At 72.8% G+C, this 17253-nt stretch carries 18 protein-coding genes; 7 read left to right on the top strand and 11 right to left on the bottom strand.

Going from position 1 to position 17253, the window contains the following annotated elements; genetic code table 11:
• Positions 1-109: 109 nt before the first annotated feature.
• Positions 110-1528: a glucose-6-phosphate dehydrogenase gene (zwf, locus tag BKA05_RS17650; RefSeq protein WP_343045738.1), complete on the bottom strand. Its 1419-nt coding sequence runs from the start codon at positions 1526-1528 to the stop codon at positions 110-112.
• Between the two features lie 114 nt (positions 1529-1642).
• Here zwf and BKA05_RS17645 point away from each other — a divergent pair, with 114 nt between their 5' ends.
• Positions 1643-1834, top strand: a complete 192-nt coding sequence (locus BKA05_RS17645) for a hypothetical protein (RefSeq protein WP_179532596.1) — start codon at positions 1643-1645, stop codon at positions 1832-1834.
• A 43-nt stretch (positions 1835-1877) separates the two neighbouring features.
• Here the strand turns inward: BKA05_RS17645 and BKA05_RS17640 are convergent, their stop codons facing one another.
• Positions 1878-3494: a hypothetical protein gene (locus tag BKA05_RS17640; protein ID WP_179532595.1), complete on the bottom strand. Its 1617-nt coding sequence runs from the start codon at positions 3492-3494 to the stop codon at positions 1878-1880.
• 97 nt (positions 3495-3591) lie between these two features.
• Here BKA05_RS17640 and BKA05_RS17635 point away from each other — a divergent pair, with 97 nt between their 5' ends.
• Positions 3592-4089, top strand: coding sequence for a DUF427 domain-containing protein (locus tag BKA05_RS17635; protein WP_179532594.1), 498 nt, complete (start codon positions 3592-3594; stop codon positions 4087-4089).
• Here the strand turns inward: BKA05_RS17635 and BKA05_RS17630 are convergent, their stop codons facing one another.
• The 3 genes from BKA05_RS17630 to BKA05_RS17620 are packed head-to-tail and all read right to left on the bottom strand — an operon-like array spanning position 4090 to position 6489.
• Positions 4090-5163 (bottom strand): glycoside hydrolase family 6 protein, encoded by a 1074-nt coding sequence (locus BKA05_RS17630; RefSeq protein WP_179532593.1) that lies wholly within the window; start codon positions 5161-5163, stop codon positions 4090-4092. It abuts the gene before it with no gap.
• Positions 5164-5215: 52 nt separating this feature from the next.
• Entirely contained in the window at positions 5216-5620 is a 405-nt protein-coding gene (locus BKA05_RS17625; RefSeq protein ID WP_179532592.1) for a VOC family protein, read from the bottom strand.
• Positions 5617-6489 (bottom strand): SDR family oxidoreductase, encoded by an 873-nt coding sequence (locus BKA05_RS17620; protein WP_343045737.1) that lies wholly within the window; start codon positions 6487-6489, stop codon positions 5617-5619. The genes BKA05_RS17625 and BKA05_RS17620 overlap by 4 nt, the downstream gene beginning before the upstream one ends.
• 105 nt (positions 6490-6594) lie before the next feature.
• On the opposite strand from BKA05_RS17620, the gene BKA05_RS17615 reads away from it, so the two are divergent.
• From BKA05_RS17615 to BKA05_RS17605, 3 genes are all read left to right on the top strand, one after another.
• Positions 6595-7224 (top strand): TetR/AcrR family transcriptional regulator, encoded by a 630-nt coding sequence (locus BKA05_RS17615; protein ID WP_179532591.1) that lies wholly within the window; start codon positions 6595-6597, stop codon positions 7222-7224.
• 117 nt (positions 7225-7341) lie between these two features.
• Entirely contained in the window at positions 7342-8568 is a 1227-nt protein-coding gene (locus BKA05_RS17610; RefSeq protein ID WP_343045736.1) for an acyl-CoA dehydrogenase family protein, read from the top strand.
• A gap of 134 nt (positions 8569-8702) precedes the next feature.
• The gene (locus BKA05_RS17605; protein WP_179532590.1) at positions 8703-9311 is read left to right on the top strand and encodes a hypothetical protein; all 609 of its coding nucleotides are present in this window, start codon (positions 8703-8705) and stop codon (positions 9309-9311) included.
• 9 nt (positions 9312-9320) lie between these two features.
• Here the strand turns inward: BKA05_RS17605 and BKA05_RS17600 are convergent, their stop codons facing one another.
• The 5 genes from BKA05_RS17600 to BKA05_RS17580 all read right to left on the bottom strand — a co-directional run bounded on the left by BKA05_RS17600 (position 9321) and on the right by BKA05_RS17580 (position 13606).
• The gene (locus BKA05_RS17600) at positions 9321-10301 is read right to left on the bottom strand and encodes an LLM class flavin-dependent oxidoreductase (protein WP_179532589.1); all 981 of its coding nucleotides are present in this window, start codon (positions 10299-10301) and stop codon (positions 9321-9323) included.
• Positions 10302-10321: 20 nt separating this feature from the next.
• Positions 10322-11539, bottom strand: a complete 1218-nt coding sequence (locus BKA05_RS17595) for an MFS transporter (RefSeq protein WP_218842444.1) — start codon at positions 11537-11539, stop codon at positions 10322-10324.
• Positions 11540-11658: 119 nt separating this feature from the next.
• On the bottom strand, positions 11659-12579 hold the full coding sequence (locus BKA05_RS17590; protein WP_179532588.1) for a GNAT family N-acetyltransferase: 921 nt from the start codon (positions 12577-12579) through the stop codon (positions 11659-11661).
• 91 nt (positions 12580-12670) lie between these two features.
• Entirely contained in the window at positions 12671-13243 is a 573-nt protein-coding gene (locus tag BKA05_RS17585) for a YceI family protein (protein WP_179532587.1), read from the bottom strand.
• Positions 13244-13468: 225 nt separating this feature from the next.
• On the bottom strand, positions 13469-13606 hold the full coding sequence (locus tag BKA05_RS17580) for a hypothetical protein (RefSeq protein WP_179532586.1): 138 nt from the start codon (positions 13604-13606) through the stop codon (positions 13469-13471).
• A 244-nt stretch (positions 13607-13850) separates the two neighbouring features.
• Between BKA05_RS17580 and BKA05_RS17575 the strand changes: the two genes are divergently transcribed.
• Positions 13851-15686 carry a DEAD/DEAH box helicase gene (locus BKA05_RS17575; RefSeq protein WP_179532585.1) on the top strand — a complete coding sequence of 612 codons (1836 nt, stop codon included), beginning with the start codon at positions 13851-13853 and terminating at the stop codon, positions 15684-15686.
• Between the two features lie 169 nt (positions 15687-15855).
• Here BKA05_RS17575 and BKA05_RS17570 read toward each other — a convergent pair whose 3' ends face one another.
• Complete coding sequence (locus tag BKA05_RS17570; RefSeq protein ID WP_179532584.1) at positions 15856-16761, bottom strand: NAD(P)/FAD-dependent oxidoreductase; 906 nt, start codon at positions 16759-16761, stop codon at positions 15856-15858.
• 61 nt (positions 16762-16822) lie between these two features.
• On the opposite strand from BKA05_RS17570, the gene BKA05_RS17565 reads away from it, so the two are divergent.
• Positions 16823-17251: a MerR family transcriptional regulator gene (locus tag BKA05_RS17565; RefSeq protein ID WP_179532583.1), complete on the top strand. Its 429-nt coding sequence runs from the start codon at positions 16823-16825 to the stop codon at positions 17249-17251.
• Positions 17252-17253 lie beyond the last annotated feature (2 nt).

Below are 17253 nucleotides of genomic sequence, written 5' to 3'. Positions count from 1 at the left end.
GTCAGTCAGACCTTGGGGATCGCGGTCGAACCTTCGACCGCCACGTGCAAGGTTGGACCGACATCAGTCAGACCTTCCGACGCCCCACCGGACCCGACCGCCACACGACTCACTCCCGGCACAACCGCCACCCGCCGGGCGGCAGGTCGAGGGCGGCGTCGGGGCCCCACGACCCCTGCGGGTAGGACTGCACGGGCGGCGGGGAGTCCAGCAGCGGCTGGCAGACCTGCCAGATCCGGTCCACCTCGTCGGCGCGGGTGAACAACGCCCGGTCGCCGCGCAGGACGTCGAGGATCAGCCGCTCGTAGGCCTCCAGCGGGTCGGCGTCGGGCACCGTGCCGAGGTCCAGGCACATGGTGGCACCGGTGAGCTCCATGTCGGGGCCGGGCAGCTTGCCCTGCAGATGCACGGTGACGACCGGGGAGTCGGTGAGCTCCAGCACCAGCTCGTTGCACGCGACGTTGCCCTCGAAGATGCCCGAGTGCGGCGTGCGGAAGCGGATCGTGACGGTACGCCGCGTCGCGGCCATCGCCTTCCCGGTGCGCAGCAGGAACGGCACCCCGCGCCAGCGGTCGGTGTCGACCCACGCCTCGAGCGCGACGAAGGTCTCGACGTCGGAGTCGGGATCGACGTCCTCCTCGTCGCGGTAGCCCTCGAACTGGCCGAACACGCTGCGCTCGGGGTCCAGCGGTCGCATCGCGCCGAAGACCGCCGCCTTCGCGTCACGCAGCGCCTCGGCGTCGAAGGAGCCGGGGTCCTCCAGCGCCACGAAGCCGAGGATCTGGGTCAGGTGGGTGGAGATCATGTCGCGCAGGGCACCGGTGGACTCGTAGAACGAGCCGCGCCCCTCCAGCCCGAGCTCCTCGGGTACGTCGATCTGCACCGACTCCACGGAACGGGCGTCCCACGCCGGCTCGAACAGGCCGTTGGCGAAGCGCAGCGCGAGGATGTTCTGCACCGCCTCCTTGCCCAGGAAGTGGTCGATGCGGAAGACCTGGTCCTCGTCGACGACGTCCTTGAGCGCGGCGTCCAGCGCGCGGGAGGACTCCAGGTCGAGGCCGAAGGGCTTCTCGACCACCAACCGGGCCCGGTCGATCAGCCCCTCCTTGCCCAGCATCGCGATCATCGGCTCCACCGCGCCCGGGGGGATGGAGAGGTAGAGCAGCCGGCGGACGTCGGAGGTGTCGGCCGACATCGACTCCTCCGCCTCGCGCACGGCCGCGGCGAGGTCGGAGCCGTCGTCGGCGTCGGAGGTCTGGAAGCGCAGCCGCGACAGCAGGTCGTCGGCGAGGGCGGCGTCGAGGTCCTCGACGCTCTCCTCCAGGGCGGAGCGGAGCCGGTCGCGGAACTCGTCGTCGGTGCCGGGCGAGTGCCGACCGGTGCCGATCACGGCGTACTCGTCGGGCAGCCGGCCGGCCGCCGCGAGGTGGTAGAGGCCGGGGAAGAGCTTGCGCGAGGCCAGGTCGCCGGTGGCGCCGAAGAGCACCAGGACGTGCGGGGGCAGGGTCGGTCCGTCGGAGTCGGTCACGCCTCGAGGCTGCCCGGCGCAGGTCGCCCGGACACCACCCGGCCGGTCGTCCCAGATGTGAAGACGCCGCAAGGATGACCCCGTCAGGGGTTCTGACCTGGCATATTGCCGCGCATGAGTCTCGACAACGACACCGCCACCCGGGCCATCGAGGCCTACTTCGGGAGCAGTGTCTTCTCCGAGGAACCGACGTGGTGCAGCGTCCTGCTGGACGAGGTCACCACCGCCTTCGACTCCCCGGACGACCTGCACACGGCCCTGGACCTGATGAACCTCCGCGTCGAGGTACCCGCGCCCAGCGCCTGACCGTACGGCGGGAGCACCGACGGTGCCAGGGTCCGCCAGCAGGTCAGCGGAAGCGGACCTGCTGCTTCTTCGTGCGCTCGGCCGCCCAGAAGCGGTCCTTCTGCGAGGTGGCCCGCACCCGCAGCTTCGCCCCCGCCAGGGACGGCTTCCATCGCAGCGTGGTCGAGACGTGCTTGCGGCGCGGGGGTTCGCAGTCGGACCGGTGGATCCGCTTCCAGCGGCCGCCGATCCGCTGGTCGACGTGCAGGCGCACGCACGCCGGCCGACCCTTGACCTCGACGGCGATCCGGGCGTTCGACCCGGCGGCGTACGTCGGTCGGCGCGTGCCCGTGGCCTTCGGGAACTCCAGGGTCAGGCGCGGGCGCACCCACAGGCTCACCGTGTCACGGTCGGACTCGGAGGTGTCCACCGCGTCGTAACCCACCAGCAGCGACGAGCGGCTCTTCAGGCGCACCGACACCGTGCCGGTGCCGTCCTCGGCCAGCTCCACCTCGGCGCCCGGCAGGTAGCTGCCGCCGTAGCTGGCGACCCACGTCTGGAGCGTCCGGCGCTCCGAGCGGGCGTCGAGCGTCACCGGGATGGTGGCGGTGGCACCGTAGGGGTAGGACTTCTGCGGACGGCCCAGCGACACGGTGGCGTCCTCGCCCGGGCTGAGCACGTCGAGACGGGGACCGCCCCGGCCGCGGCTGGCCACGTAGACGTCGGTCTCCCCGACGGCGAGGGCGGCGGCGTTGCGCCACCGGTTGAGCGGCTCGTCGAACAGGTCGTAGGAGCGCCCGGCGACCAGGGAGCCGGCGGGCACGGTCTGGACGGTCTCGACCGGGAAGATGGACCACGTCGTGAAGACCGTGCGTCCGTCAGGACCGAACGCGACGTCGAGGCCCTCGAAGTCGTTGTCGGGGTGGGAGAGCGGCAGCTGGTAGGGGGCGAGCTCCTCCAGCGTCACCGGCTCCAGGCGCACGCCGCGGGAGCCGACGAGCACCTCGCCGTCTGCCGACATCGCCAGCCGCTGGACGTCCATGTCGGTGCGAGCGCCGGCGGAGAACTCGACGGTCTCGGGGTCGACCTCGACCCGGTTGATCCGGCCGAAGTCGAAGGTCCAGAGCGAGCGGGCGAGCACCGAGTCCGCCGGCGCGTCCGCCGGGGGCCCGACGAGGCGGCGGCCGTGGACGCGGTTCTCACCGTGGACGGCACGGGTCGTCGGGTCGAGCACGCGGATGTACTCACCGCTGGAGTGGTTCTGGCAGTAGCTCGAGAACGCCACCCGTCCCCCCACCAGCGCGAGGTCGTCGGGGCAACCGGACTCCCAGACCGGCTCGACGCGGATGTCGAAGGTGTCCACGACCTCCAGGGTCTCCGCGTCGACGGCTGCGATGGCCTGCGACTCTCCGAGGGCCAACCAGTACCACCCGCGCTCCTCGTCGGTGATCGCGGAGACGGCGTCGCGCAGCTCGATGGTGCCGGTCGACGCACCGGTGAGGTCGGTGACCAGCACCTCCTCGCTCCCGGCGCCCGAGAGGACGAGGAGCCGATCGCGGCCCTCGTCGAGCAACAGGTCGACGACCTCGTCGACCGGTAGGTCGCTGCGCTCACCGGCGACGGCGGCCGGGGCGTGCACGAGGAGAGCGACGCCGAGCGAGGCTGCGGCGGCGAGGGACACGGCGCGCGCTGGGGCGCGGAGGTGACGGATCACGTGGGGCCTTCCCGGGACGACGTGAGCGGCCACCCTACGACCGGGCCCTGCCTACTCTTGCATCGTGCGACGACCGCGACCCGAGCGCCCCGGACCCGGCCAGGAGTCGGTGTGGGAGTACCCGCGCCCGCCCGCGCTGGAGGAGACCCACGAGCTGGTCGAGGTCGAGCTCGGCGGCGTGGTGGTCGCCCGCAGCACGCGCGGGTGGCGGGTGCTGGAGACCAGCCACCCGCCGACGTACTACCTGCCGCGCGAGGCGTTCGTCGACGGCGCACTCGTCCCCACGCAGGGCAGCTCGCACTGCGAGTGGAAGGGGCAGGCGGCGTACGCCGACCTCCACGGCGGTGGCCGCGTGGCACCCCGTGCCGCCTGGACCTACCCCGACCCGACGCCGGCCTTCGCCGCGCTCGCGGACGCCTGGGCCGTCATGCCGGGGCTGGTCGACGAGTGCCGGGTCGACGGCGAGGTCGTGCGAGCCCAGGACGGCGGGTTCTACGGCGGCTGGATCACCGACCGCGTGGTCGGGCCGTTCAAGGGGAGCCCGGGCTCCTGGGGTTGGTGATCAGTAGCAGGACTTCTGGGAGTCCTCGTCCCCGAGCAGCCGGTCGGCCAGCAGGTCGCACCACTGACCCGACGGCGGTCCGCCGTTGACGGTGCCGTCGGACTCCCCGGGGTGCTTGACCCACAGCGTCCCGTCGAAGGCCTTGTCGAAGCGCAGCCTGGGCTTCTGACCGATCCGGGCCCACGTGGGGTTGATGACGTCGCCGTCGACGGGCTTCTTGGCGCCGTTGCGCGAGGTGTCGACGACGTACTTCACGCCCTTGACCCCGAGCTTGCGCAGCTGGCGCACCATCCACTCGGCGTAGTGCTTCTCGTCCTTCATCCGGCGGAAGTTGGAGACGTTGGTGCTGAAGCCGCGGGCCCCGGCGACGCCGGCCTTCTTCAGCAGCTCGGCGCGACCGTCCCAGGGGGTGTCGTCCTTGGAGGTGTCGCCGGTGGTCCAGCCGGAGTGGCCGGCGTCGATGTAGACCCAGGCACCGGCCCTGGAGAGCTTGCGCACCGCCGAGCGCAGCGCCTTGATCCGGTTGTTCGCGTTGCCGCAGGTGCCCTCGTGGTAGAAGGGCAGCGCGTCCGGCTCGAGCACCAGCATCGGCTTGCTACTGCCGATCCCCTTGGCCACCTGGGTGACCCACTTCTTGTAGGCGTCGACGCCCGGGAGCCCGCCGGAGGAGTACTGCCCGCAGTCGCGGTCGGGGATGGAGTAGACCACCAGCATCGGGGTCTTGCCCGCCCGCTCGGCCAGACCCACGTAGGTCGACACGACGCCCGCGACCTGGTCGGTGGGGTAGTACTCCGCGCCCAGCCACAGCGCCTGCGCGCGCTTGGCGATCGCGGCGTACGCCGGCCCCTGCTGGTGCGCGGGCATGCGCGTGTCGACGTACAACCCACGGGTCTTGCGGGGGTCCTTGGCCTGGCGGGCCGCGGTGGTCGCCACGGTCGGGCTTCCCGTGCTCGTCGCGTGGACGCCGTCGGCCGCGCCGGAGGCGGGCGCGGTCAGCGCCGGGGCGGCGGCCACCAGGGCGAGCGCGGGCAGCGCGGCGAGAGCGCGGCGCAGCGACGTGGGAGCGAGGGGCACCCCACCAGGGTGCCGGACGGCTCCACGTCGTGTCCCGGCAACGCCGAGACCGTCACCCGCCCGCGGGCGCCCCGAGCGGGTCGGCGAACAGGCAGAAGGGGTGCCCGGCCGGGTCGAGCATGACCCGGACGTCGTCCTGGGGCTGCACGTCGGCCTGCACGGCACCGAGCTCCTCGGCCCGCGCGACCCCCGCCGCCAGGTCGGGTACGCCGATGTCGAGGTGCGCCTGCATCTGCTGGTCGTCGCCCGTGGCCGGCCAGCGCGGCGGCACGTGCTCGGCCTCGCGCTGGAAGGCCAGGCCGGTGGCGGCGCCCTGCCCGGTGCCGCGCGGCTTCAGCACCACCCAGTCCGGCTCGTCGTCGCGGGTCTCCCAGTCCAGCAGCGCCCGGTAGAAGGCCGCCAGGGCCCGGGGGTCCGGCGCGGCGAGCACCGTGCTGGAGAGCCGGAAGCCGCTCATCGCGAGGCGCGCCGCTCGTACTCCGCCCGTGCCTCGGCGTCGATCGCGGTCAGCGAGCTGTCGGCCTTCATGGCGTGGCTGATGGCGTCGCGGATCCGGCGGGGGAAGGTGTTGGAGCCGTAGAAGATGCCCTTGGCGTAGCCCGGCACCCAGGTCTCGAACTGGGGGCGGCGCACCGTCGACAGCACCGCGTCGGCGACCTCCTCGGGCTTGCAGGCGCGCATGCCGCGGGTGGCCGAGACACCGGCACCGAGCTCGGTGGCCACCACGGTCGGCAGCACGACGGAGACGTCGACGCCGGCCGGGCGCAGCTCGCCGGCCATCGCCTCGGAGAACCCGACGACGCCGAACTTGCTCGCGGAGTAGACCGCGCCACCGGCCATCCCGATCCGGCCGACGGCCGAGGCGACGTTGACGACGTGCCCGTGGCCGCGCGCGCTCATCGCCCGGGCGGCCAGCTGGGTGCCGGTGATGACGCCGCGCAGGTTGATGTCGAGGACCTTGTCGATGGAGGCATCGGACTGATCGACCAGGGGGGAGAGCGGCATGATCCCCGCGTTGTTGACGAGCACCTCGACGGGGCCGAGCGCCTCGGCACGGTCGAGGAAGGCGGCGAAGGACTCCCGGTCGGCCACGTCGACGACGTACCCCTCGGCGCCGCCGCCGACCTGCATGGCGGCCTTCGCGGCGACGTCGTCGTCGAGGTCGCCGATCACCACGATCGCCCCGGCGTCGGCGAACCGGGAGGCGGTGGCCAGGCCGATGCCCCGGCCGGCGCCGGTGATGGCCACGACCTTGCCGCGGACGTCGCGGTCGGGGGTCCGGCTGGGCAGGCGCTGGGGCAGGCGGAGTGCTGTGGCTCGGGTCACCCGGGGATCGTAAATTGACAGCGGTCCCTGTCACCAGGGTCCGTCCGCCGGCTGGTCCGGCCCGGCGTGATCCACACCATCGCCCACGGCGGGTAAAGAAGTGCCATGCTGGGGGCCGTGGCCGTCAAGCAGGGTGTCTACCGCGGGCAGAGCGCCCAGGAGCGCTCCGCGGAGCGGCGCGCCCGTCTGCTCGAGGCGACGCTGGAGGTCTGGGGCCGCGAGGAGGGTCCGCCGGTCACCATGACCCGGATCTGCCAGGAGGCGGGCCTGACCGAGCGCTACTTCTACGAGCAGTTCACGGGCCTGGAGGAGGCGCTGTCCTCGGTCCTGGAGACGATCTACGACGAGGTGCTCGACGTCACCGCCCGCGCGGTGGGGGAGACCCTCGGCGGCCCGGCCGAGCGTGCCCACGCCGCCGTGACGGCCTTCGTCCAGCTCTTCGTCGACGACCCGCGCAAGGGCCGCGCGGCGATGATCCTGGCACCGAGCCGCCCCACCCTGCGGGCGCGTCGGCAGGCGATGCTCAAGGGCCTCGCGGACTTCGCCGAGGTGGAGGCGCTCGAGCTGTACGGCGACGAGGCCGAGCCGGGCAGCGGCGGCGTGCTGGCGGCGATGCTCTTCGTCGGAGGTCTCTCCGAGCTCGTGGTCGCCTGGCTCGACGGCACCATCGACACCACGCCCGAGGAGATCGCCGACGCCGCGACCCGCGCGTTCACGCGTCTGGCGCACCGGTGAGCCGGAGGTAGTCCGCATCCCATCGCACCCTCGGCGTGCGCTGAGGGTGCGATTTCCTGCGGAGTACCCCGCCGGACCCCCTGACAGCGACATCGTGTCGCGGTTACTCTCCGGTACGTGACGGACGCACCCCTGCCGAGCTTCGGCCCCTCCCCCGACCACGTCGAGCTGCAGCAGTGGCTGCACACCTTCGCCGCCGAGGTCATCCGACCCGCGGCCGCGGAGTGGGACGAGAAGGAGGAGTTCCCCTGGCCGGTGGTCGAGGAGGCCGCCAAGGTCGGGATCTACTCCCTGGACTTCTTCGCCACCCAGTCCTTCGACCCGACCGGTCTGGGCATCCCGATCTTCATGGAGGAGGTGTTCTGGGGCGACGCCGGCATCGGCCTCTCGATCGTCGGCACCGCGCTGGCCGCGGCCGGCCTGGCCAGCAACGGCACCCCCGAGCAGCTGGCCGAGTGGGCGCCGGAGATGTTCGGCGAGCCGGGCGACCTCAAGATCGCGGCGTTCTGCTCCTCCGAGCCCGACGCCGGCTCGGACGTCGGCGCCATGCGCACCCGCGCGACGTACGACGAGGCGACCGACGAGTGGGTGCTCAACGGCACCAAGACCTGGGCCACCAACGGCGGCCTGGCCGACGTGCACCTGGTGACCGCGGTCGTCGACCCGGACCTGCGCACCCGCGGCCAGGCGTCCTTCATCGTGCCCCCGGGCACGAAGGGCCTCTCGCAGGGCCAGAAGTTCCACAAGCACGGCATCCGGGCCTCGCACACCGCCGAGGTCGTCCTCGACCAGGTGCGGGTGCCCGGCCGCTGCCTGCTCGGCGGCAAGGAGAAGCTCGACGCGCGGCTGGCCCGGGCCCGCGAGGGCGCCTCGACCGGCGGTGCCAACGCCAGCATGGCGACCTTCGAGCGGACCCGCCCGGCGGTGGGTGCCCAGGCGGTCGGCATCGCGCGGGCGGCGTACGAGACCGCGCTGGACTACGCCAAGACCCGTGAGCAGTTCGGCAAGCCGATCATCGAGAACCAGGGCGTGGCCTTCCAGCTCGCCGACATGGCCACCCAGATCGACGCCGCCCGGCTGCTGGTGTGGCGCGCCTCGTGGAAGGCCGCGACCGGCGGCTCCTTCGACAAGGCGGAGGGCTCGATGTCGAAGCTGTTCGCCGGGGAGACCGCGATCAAGGTGACCGGCCAGGCCATGCAGATCCTGGGAGGCAACGGCTTCACGCGGGAGTACCCCGTCGAGCGCTGGGCCCGCGACGCCCGCATCTACACGATCTTCGAGGGCACCTCGGAGATCCAGCGGCTCGTCATCGCCCGGACCGTGTCGGGGGCCCCGATCAGGTGAGCCCGCCGGCTCGGTGGCCGGTCACGATGGGCGGATGAAGATCCTCCTCGCGCTGGTGATCATCGTCGCCCTGGCCTACCTCGGCTACCGGATGTTCTTCGTCAACGCCCACAAGAAGTGAGGCCGCTGGGTCGGTGACGCGACAGCGCTTCGAGGGCGCCATCGCCGGGGTCGGCTCGACGTCGGGCGTGCGGGTGGTCGTCGGCCGCTGGGAGCGCAGCCCGCTGGGCGCGTTCGCCGACGCGATGGTCGCCACCGCCGAGGGGCGGCGGATCCTCCTCGCGCCCAGCCACGAGGTCGCGGACTTCGTCGCGTCGACGTACTCCTTCGACGAGGTGCGGATCGAGCCGGTCGAGGTGACCGGCGGCGTCACGGGGTGCTGGCGGGTGCGGACCGGGTCGCTGAGCCTGGACGTGGTGGTGGGCCGGCGCACCTGGCTGGGGCGGCTGCTGCGCCTGGTGCCGCGGCGGCTGGCCACCTCGCCGGCGTGGTGCACCGTCACCGACCCCGTCGCACGCCTGGTGCTGCGCGGGGTGCGCACCCGCGGGTCGGCCGGTCACGGGCGTCGCGAGTTCTACGCCGCCACCGACCACCACGCGGTCCGTTCGGCCACCGGCACCTTCGACGCGGCCGACCTCGGCGGGCTCGCTCCGGTGCGCCCCGAGCCCGGCTTCGGCTTCTCCTCGACCCCGGCCACGCCGTCGGTCACGAGCCTGGTGACGACCGTCGAGCTCCCGTCCTAGCCCGCGCCCTCAGGCGAGCGCCGGCATGACCCGCTCGCAGAGCAGCCGCACGTGCTCCCACGACGGCTCGCTGGGCAGGCCACCGCACCCGGGGTGGCTGGTCACCAGCCGGACCTCCCGCGACCGGCACCGCTCGACGAGCTCCTCCGGTGTCGTCACGAGGTAGACACCGGCCGCCCGCATCTCCTCGACGGTGCGCGAGGCGTCGAGGACGTACGACGCGTTCTCCCCGTGCCACTCCTGGTACGCCGTCGCGTCGGCCAGCAGGTGGTGGCCCCAGCGCTCCCAGAAGGCCTCGACGTCCTCGGTGAGGAACACGTTCGCCGGGCCGGGCGGCGCCAGCAGCACGAACCCCGGCTCGCGACCCGCCTCCCGGCAGGCGGCGTCGTAGGCCTCCTGCAGTGCGGGATCCCCGTGCTGCGGCTGGAAGCCGAGCCCCAGCCGAGCGGCGCGGCGCGCCGCGGCGACCGACCCGCCGCCGTACATCAGGAAGGGGTGGGGCCGCGAGAGCGGTGTCGGGGTGACGCGCACCGTGCGGCCCTCGTGCTCGAACGGCTCGCCGGTCCATGCGCGCAGCAGCACCTCAAGCCTCGCCTCGAGGTCGCGCCCGCGGGTCTCCCAGGGCAGGCCGAACAGGTCGTACTCCTCACGGCGGTAGCCCAGCCCCACCGTGCAGGAGACGCGCCCGCCGGAGAGGTGGTCGAGCACCGCGAGGTCCTCGGCCAGCCGGATCGGGTCGTAGAAGTTCACCAGCAGCGCCGAGATCGTGATCGGCAGGTCGGTGGTCACCGCCGCGAGGGCCGCGGCGAACGGGATCGGGCTGGGCAGGTAGCCGTCGTCGGCAGCGTGGTGCTCGCTGACCATGAGCGGCTGGCGCCCGCGCGCCTGGAGGTACGCCGCCTGCTCGATCGATCGGCGGTAGAGCTCGGAGCGCTCTCGCCCGGTGGCGCCGGGGGCACGCAGGTCGAAGCGGGTGACGAAGGTGGCCATGCGCGATTCTAGAACGTGTTCTACTTTCTGTCCCGGCCCACGAGGCGGAAACTGCGCATCGCCAGGGCGCCGAGGAGGGGGCCGGGGGCGAGCAGCCAGAAGGCGTACTGCCACCCCACGACCGCGGCCAGCGCCGGCAGCGCCTGGATGGTCAGCACCGTGAGAGTGAAGCCGACGGCGGTCTGGACCGTGAGCGCCGTGCCGACGAAGCGCTGGTCGGCGGTCTCGCTCAGCGCGGTCGAGAAGACGCCGGAGTCCGCGATCACCGAGGCGCCCCACACGGCGAGGAAGACCGCCAGCACCACGGCCGGGACGTCGAACACCAACGGCGAGAGCAGGCAGCAGGCGCCGCTGACGAGCATCGCACCGGACGCGGCCGGGGCGCGACCCCAGCGGTCGGCCGCCCATCCGCCGACGAGCGCGCCGACCAGGCCGGCGCCACCGACGGTCGCGAACGTCACCGCACTGACGCCGCCGGCGGAGAGGTCCCACCCGCGCTGCGCGACCAGGAACGCCGGCAACCAGGTCCACAGCGCGTAGAGCTCCCACATGTGCCCGAAGTACCCGAGGTTGGCCAGCCGCGGCGCCGGGTCGCGGAACCCCGCCCACGCGTGCCGCAGCTCGGGCCTGGCGCCGCGGGCCAGCAGTGGCCCCGGACGCACGGCCGTCAGGGCCGCGAGCCCCGCGAGCAGGGTCAGGGACGCCGCGGTGAGCATCACCGCCCGCCAGGGCAGCGGCCCCGCCGCGGCCACGAGGTGGGGCAGGGCGGAGCCGAGGGTGAGGCAGCCGATCAGCAGCCCGAAGGCGCGGCCGCGGTCGACCGGTCGCGCCCACGACGCGGTCAGCTTCATCCCCACCGGGTAGATCCCGGCCAGGAAGGCGCCGGTCAGGAACCGCAGGGGTACGGCGGAGCCCAGCCCGTCGGAGACCAGGGCGAGCGTCGCCGTGCACCCCGAGGCGCCGAGCGCGCAGGCGGCCGCGAGCCGGTGCGGCGGCACCCGGTCGGCCAGCGTCAGCAGCCCGGACACCACCGCCCCGGTGGCGAAACCGAGCTGGACCGAGGCGGTGAGCCACACCGCGGCCCCGGTGGAGAGCCCCCACTCGGCCCGCAGCGTCGGGGCGATCGCCGTGGCGGAGAACCACACCGCCAGGCCGAGCACCTGGACCAGCGCGACCAGCGCCAGCTGCCGACGAGCCCCCTCGATCGGCGCGAGCCGGCCGTCCTGCGTGCTGTCCACCGGCCCAAGTGTGCGTCAGGCCGGTGATGAGGGGTCGAGCCGGCGTATTGATACGCCGGTTCGGCGGGGATGGTGGGTCGAGCCGGCGTATTGATACGCCGGCTCGGCGGGAGAGAGGGTCAGACGGCGATGGCGCGGTTGACCCAGGTCTGGGTGACGACCATCCCGACCCTCTCGTAGAGACCCAGGGCGCCGGTGCGCGAGTCGGTCGAGAGCGAGCTGCCGACGGCACCGTGCTCGGCGGCGACGCCGAAGGCGTCGACCAGGAGCGCCTGGGCCAGACCGCGGCCACGCTGGTCGCCGCGCGTGGCCAGCCGGTCGACGTACGCCTCGAGCTGGCCGTCCTCGCGGGGGAACATCACCAGGAAGGCCATCGCCACCACGGCTGCGTCGGGGTCGACGACCACGCGCAGGTGCCAGGGCTCGAAGCCGGGTCGCAGGACGGTGCCGGCCTGCCACTCCTCGAAGCTGTCCCGCTCGCGGACCGACCACTCCAGGAACGCGTCCTCCTGTACGTCGTGGACCTGCGGGTACTCCTCCTCGGTGGCGGCTCGCAGCGAGTAGCCCTCCGGGAGCGGACGCTCGGGGACGACGGCGCCCTCGGGGAGCCGCAGCACCCAGGAGTGCCAGCGGACGTGGTAGCCCAGCTGCTCCATCAGGCGGTCGCCCGGGGAGCCCTCGGGCTGCGGCATGCCCACCTCGGCGACACCCTGCTCGCGGGCCTTGGCCTGCATCCAGTGGGCCAGCCAGGTGCCGATGCCGCGACCGCGGTGGTCGGGCAGGACCCCGGCGTCGCCGCGGCCGGCGGCCATCACCTCGGCGCAGGCGACGAGGCGCTCGCCGTCCAGGACGCCGACGCTGCTGGCGGCCAGGTCGTAGGAGGGGCGCTGCCAGTCGGCGACGATGTCGGCGACCTCGATCTCTGCGGTGCCGACGTCGGCGCGCTGCTGGGCGGCCATCACCTCGTAGACCGCCTGCGCGTCATCGAGGGTCAACGGGCGCGAGGTGAGGCCCTCGGGGAGCGGGTGGTCGTGGGTCATGGCGGCATCGTGCACCAGCACGTGCCGAGGGGGCCGCCCATTTTCGGGCGGCCCCCTCGGGCTCGTTCACGCCGGTCGTGCCGGCAGGGGATCAGGCGTTGCGGATCGCCGAGATGTCGAACTCGAGCTTGATCTTGTCGGAGACGAGGACGCCGCCGGTCTCGAGCGCGGCGTTCCAGGTGAGGCCCCAGTCCTTGCGGTTGATGGTTGTCGAGCCCTCGAAGCCGATGCGCAGGTTGCCGAAGGGGTCGCGCGCGGAGCCGGTCGACTCGAAGTCGATGGTGACCGGCTTGGAGACGCCCTTGATGGTCAGGTCGCCGGCGATGGTCCAGTCGTCGCCGTCGCGGCTGATGTCGGTCGAGACGAAGGTGATCTCGGGGTTGGCCTCGGCGTCGAAGAAGTCGGCGGAGACCAGGTGGCCGTTGCGGTCGGGGCTGCCGGTCTCGATCGAGGCGGTCTTGATGGTGAGCTCGACCTTCGAGGCGGCGGGGTTCGCGGTGTCGACGTGGGCGGTGCCGGACCAGTCGGCGAAGTGACCGCGGACCTTGGTGACCATCGCGTGGCGGGCGGTGAAGCCGAGACGGCTGTGGCTCACGTCGAGGGTGTAGTCACCGGCGATGTCGTCGAGGGCGGTGGTGGGGGTGTCGAAGTCGGAGATGCTCATGGGGTGCTCCTGCCGTAGTGGGTGAAGGTTCAACCACTCTAACCGGACCCGGGTCCGGATTCATTCCCCTGAGGGGTGGGAAATCCCGACGCGGTCTGGACAGGCCCTGGTCCGGGGCCTGTCCGCGGGAGCGGACATGACGAGAGCCCCGCCCGAGGGGCGAGGCTCTCGACAGCGGCGGTGCGGGGGAGCAGTGCTCCGGCGTACCGCCTGGTGGAGTGGGGGTCAGGCGGCGTGCGTGGCGTGCGCGGCTGCTGCCAGCTCCGCCGTCGTCCAGCGCGACTCCAGACGGGGGGACCCGTCGCGGTCGGTCACCGTGATCCACACCTGGACCAGGTCGCCGGTCATCTGCGTGCCCATCATGAGACACCTCCTGTTCACCTTCTGTTCACCAAGGTAGCACGGCCCCCACCGAGACCGCCAGATTCGGCAAAGAACGGGGTCGCACGCTCCACCACGACGCCCCCAGGGGCCGCGCAGCGGGCGCGCACCCTCCCCGGGATGGAGGAGGCGGTGCCGCTCGCCGGGCCGGCCCCGTCGCCCTCGTGACCGACCCCACCGCGCTGAGGAAACCGACTCCGCGTGCCCTTACCACTACCGTGGACGGGTGAGTGACTCAGCAGCACCCGACAGCACCGAGAGCAGCGACGCCGCCGGCGGTGCGGAGAAGACGGTCGAACCCGCCTCCTTCGCCGACCTCGGCCTCTCCGGACCCGTGCTCCGCGCGCTGTCCGACGTCGGCTACGAGTCGCCCTCGGCCATCCAGGCGGCGACCATCCCGACCCTGCTCTCCGGGCGCGACGTCGTGGGCCTCGCGCAGACGGGCACGGGCAAGACCGCGGCGTTCGCCCTGCCGATCCTCTCCAACCTCGACGTCTCGCAGAAGACGCCGCAGGCCCTCGTGCTGGCCCCGACCCGTGAGCTCGCGCTCCAGGTCTGCGAGGCCTTCGAGCGCTACGCGGCCCACCTCAAGGGCGTCCACGTGCTCCCGGTCTACGGCGGCCAGGGGTACGGCGTCCAGCTCTCGGCCCTGCGCCGGGGCGTCCACGTCGTGGTCGGCACCCCGGGTCGGATCATGGACCACCTCGAGAAGGGCACCCTCGACCTCTCCGAGCTGCGCTTCCTGGTGCTCGACGAGGCCGACGAGATGCTCAACATGGGCTTCGCCGAGGACGTCGAGACGATCCTGGCCGACACCCCCGAGACCAAGCAGGTCGCGCTCTTCTCCGCGACCATGCCGCCGCAGATCCGTCGGCTCTCGAAGTCCTACCTCTCCGACCCGGCCGAGATCACCGTCAAGAACAAGACGGCGACCGCCAGCAACATCACCCAGCGCTACCTGCTGGTGTCCTACCCCCAGAAGGTCGACGCGCTCACGCGCATCCTCGAGGTCGAGAACTTCGAGGGGATGATCGTCTTCGTCCGCACCAAGAGCGAGACCGAGCTGCTCGCCGAGAAGCTGCGGGCCCGGGGGTTCGCGGCCGCGGCCATCAACGGCGACGTGCCCCAGAACGTCAGGGAGCGGACCGTCCAGGCGCTCAAGGACGCCAAGCTCGACATCCTCGTCGCCACCGACGTGGCCGCCCGTGGCCTCGACGTCGAGCGGATCAGCCACGTCGTCAACTACGACATCCCCACCGACACCGAGTCCTACGTCCACCGCATCGGCCGCACCGGCCGCGCGGGGCGCAGCGGCGACGCGATCTCCTTCGTCACCCCGCGCGAGCGCTACCTGCTGCGCCACATCGAGAAGGCGACCAAGCAGCCGCTCACCGAGATGACGCTGCCCAGCGTCGAGGACGTCAACAGCACCCGGCTCACCCGGTTCGACGACGCCATCACCGAGGCGCTGACCCAGGCCGACCGCATCGAGGGCTTCCGCGACATCGTCGCCCACTACGTCCGCCACCACGACGTGCCGGAGATGGACGTCGCTGCCGCGCTGGCGGTCGTCGCCCAGGGCGAGACCCCGCTGCTGCTGGACCCGAACGCCGACCAGGTCCGCACGCCCAAGTCCCGCCCCGGCGACCGTGACGACCGGGACCGCCCGGTGCGCCCCGCCCGTGAGCGGCACGGCGACACCCCGATGGCGATGTACCGCATCTCGGTCGGCAAGCGGCACAAGGTCGAGCCGCGCCAGATCGTCGGTGCGCTGGCCAACGAGGGCGGGCTGAACCGCAAGGACTTCGGCAAGATCCTCATCAAGCCCGACTTCTCCCTCGTGGAGCTGCCCGCCGAGCTGCCCGCCGGGACGTTCGAGGCCCTCGAGCAGACCCGGATCTCCGGCAAGCTGATCGAGCTCTCCGCCGACTCCGGGCCGCCGGGACGCGGCTCGCGCTCGGGCCCCCGTGGACAGGGCGGCCCCCGTCGCGACGACCGGGGCGACCGGGGTGGCACGTCGTGGGACGACAAGCCGCGGAAGAAGCCCCGCCACAAGGGCTGATCGAGGACGCGCCAGCGGACTCGACGAAGGTGGTCGAGCGTCCGTCGAGACCGCGTAGGCCACAAGCGGAGCTCGTCCCGCGGCGGCTGTCCTCGGCCGCGGTCGTGGCGTGCCTCGCGCGGTCTCGACGACGGCTCGCTGGCGCTCGCCTGCTCGACCGGCGGGTCGGTCAGAGCAGGGCGGCCACCAGCGACCCGGCGGCCATGCCACCCGCGGCCGCGGCGGCGATGACCGAGGACATCGGCATCGGCAGGGCGGCGACGTGGGCCATGTCGCCCGCGGCGTGCACCCGCGGCAGCGAGGTGCGCCCCATGACGTCGACCTCGACCGCGCCGCTGGGCAGCACCGCCAGGCCGAGCTGCTCGGCGAACGGCGCCGCCTGCCGCAGCTGCGTGGTGACGTAGACGCCCGCGACCTCCACCGGCGGGCCGCCCGCCAGCTCCACGCGTACGCCGGAGCCCGACCGGACCAGCCCGACGACCGGTTCGGCGCGGACCGTGACCCCCTCCGGCACGACCGGCGCCTCCGCGCCGTCGGTGAGCACGGTGGTGCCGGCCACGACCGGCCCGAGGATGGCCGGGAGGTGTCCCGCGGACTGGGTGCCGAGCACCGCCACCTGCTGCCCGGCGAACTCGTGCCCGTGGCAGAACGGGCAGTGGACCACCAGGTCGCCCCACAGCTCGGCCACGCCGGGGACGTCCGGCAGCACGTCGCGCATCCCGGTCGCGAGCACCAGGCCGCGGGTGCGCAGCACGGTGCCGTCCGGGTCGTCGAGGACCACCGCGTAGCCGTCGTCCCGGGCGGCGACGGAGACCACGGTGTCCTCCCACACGGTGGCGGTGGGGTAGGCGGCCACCTGCTTGCGGGCGAGCGTGCGGAAGTCGGCGGGCGGGGTGCCGTCGTGGGTCACCACGTTGTGCATGTGGGTCGCGGCGTCGTTGCGGTAGCGCCCGGAGTCGAGCACGAGCACCCGGCGGTGCACGCGGGCGAGGGTGAGTGCGGCCTGGAGGCCGGCGGGGCCCCCGCCGATCACGACGGCGTCGTACGGCTGGGGCTGCTCGGAGGCGATGGTCATGACTGCTCCTGATCTGTGGTGATGGATTGCGCTGGTCAGAAGCGTGTGACTTCATGTTGACATGAAGTCAAGCGAACGCCGCTGGAGTGTCGGCGAGCTGGCCGCGACCTTCGGGCTGGCCACCCACGTGCTGCGGCACTGGGAGGACGTCGGGCTGCTGCGGCCGGAGCGTGACGCCGCCGGCCGCCGGGTGTACCGGGAGAAGGACCTCTACCGGGTGGCGGTCATCGTGCGCAGCAAGAGCGCCGGGATGACCCTGGAGCAGGTGGCCGTGCTGCTGGACGCCGAGGCGCCGGACCGGCACCGCGTGCTGGAGGCGCACATCGCCGACCTCGACCGACGGATGGCCGAGATGCGGCTGCACCGGGAGATGACCGAGCACGCGTTGCGCTGCAGGGCGCACGACATCGCGACCTGTCCGCGGTTCGCGGCAGCCGTGTCGGACCTGGTGAGCGGTGAGGTGACGAGCTTCGTCGGCGGCGACTGGTAGCA

Origin of the sequence: Nocardioides marinus (assembly GCF_013408145.1) — a bacterium.
GTDB lineage: Bacteria > Actinomycetota > Actinomycetes > Propionibacteriales > Nocardioidaceae > Nocardioides > Nocardioides marinus.
The sequence above is the reverse complement of the archived record's forward strand: the minus strand, read 5'-3'. Positions and strand labels throughout refer to the sequence as shown.

What these genes read in the sequence shown, in the direction of transcription:
- BKA05_RS17625 (WP_179532592.1), bottom strand. Translation starts at nt 5,620, where the DNA reads ATGAGCGGCTTCCGGCTCTCCAGCACGGTGCTCGCCGCGCCGGACCCC.
- BKA05_RS17590 (WP_179532588.1), bottom strand. Translation starts at nt 12,579, where the DNA reads ATGACCCACGACCACCCGCTCCCCGAGGGCCTCACCTCGCGCCCGTTG.
- BKA05_RS17565 (WP_179532583.1), top strand. Translation starts at nt 16,823, where the DNA reads ATGAAGTCAAGCGAACGCCGCTGGAGTGTCGGCGAGCTGGCCGCGACC.
- BKA05_RS17570 (WP_179532584.1), bottom strand. Translation starts at nt 16,761, where the DNA reads ATGACCATCGCCTCCGAGCAGCCCCAGCCGTACGACGCCGTCGTGATC.
- BKA05_RS17615 (WP_179532591.1), top strand. Translation starts at nt 6,595, where the DNA reads ATGCTGGGGGCCGTGGCCGTCAAGCAGGGTGTCTACCGCGGGCAGAGC.
- BKA05_RS17645 (WP_179532596.1), top strand. Translation starts at nt 1,643, where the DNA reads ATGAGTCTCGACAACGACACCGCCACCCGGGCCATCGAGGCCTACTTC.
- BKA05_RS17580 (WP_179532586.1), bottom strand. Translation starts at nt 13,606, where the DNA reads ATGATGGGCACGCAGATGACCGGCGACCTGGTCCAGGTGTGGATCACG.
- BKA05_RS17600 (WP_179532589.1), bottom strand. Translation starts at nt 10,301, where the DNA reads ATGGCCACCTTCGTCACCCGCTTCGACCTGCGTGCCCCCGGCGCCACC.
- BKA05_RS17585 (WP_179532587.1), bottom strand. Translation starts at nt 13,243, where the DNA reads ATGAGCATCTCCGACTTCGACACCCCCACCACCGCCCTCGACGACATC.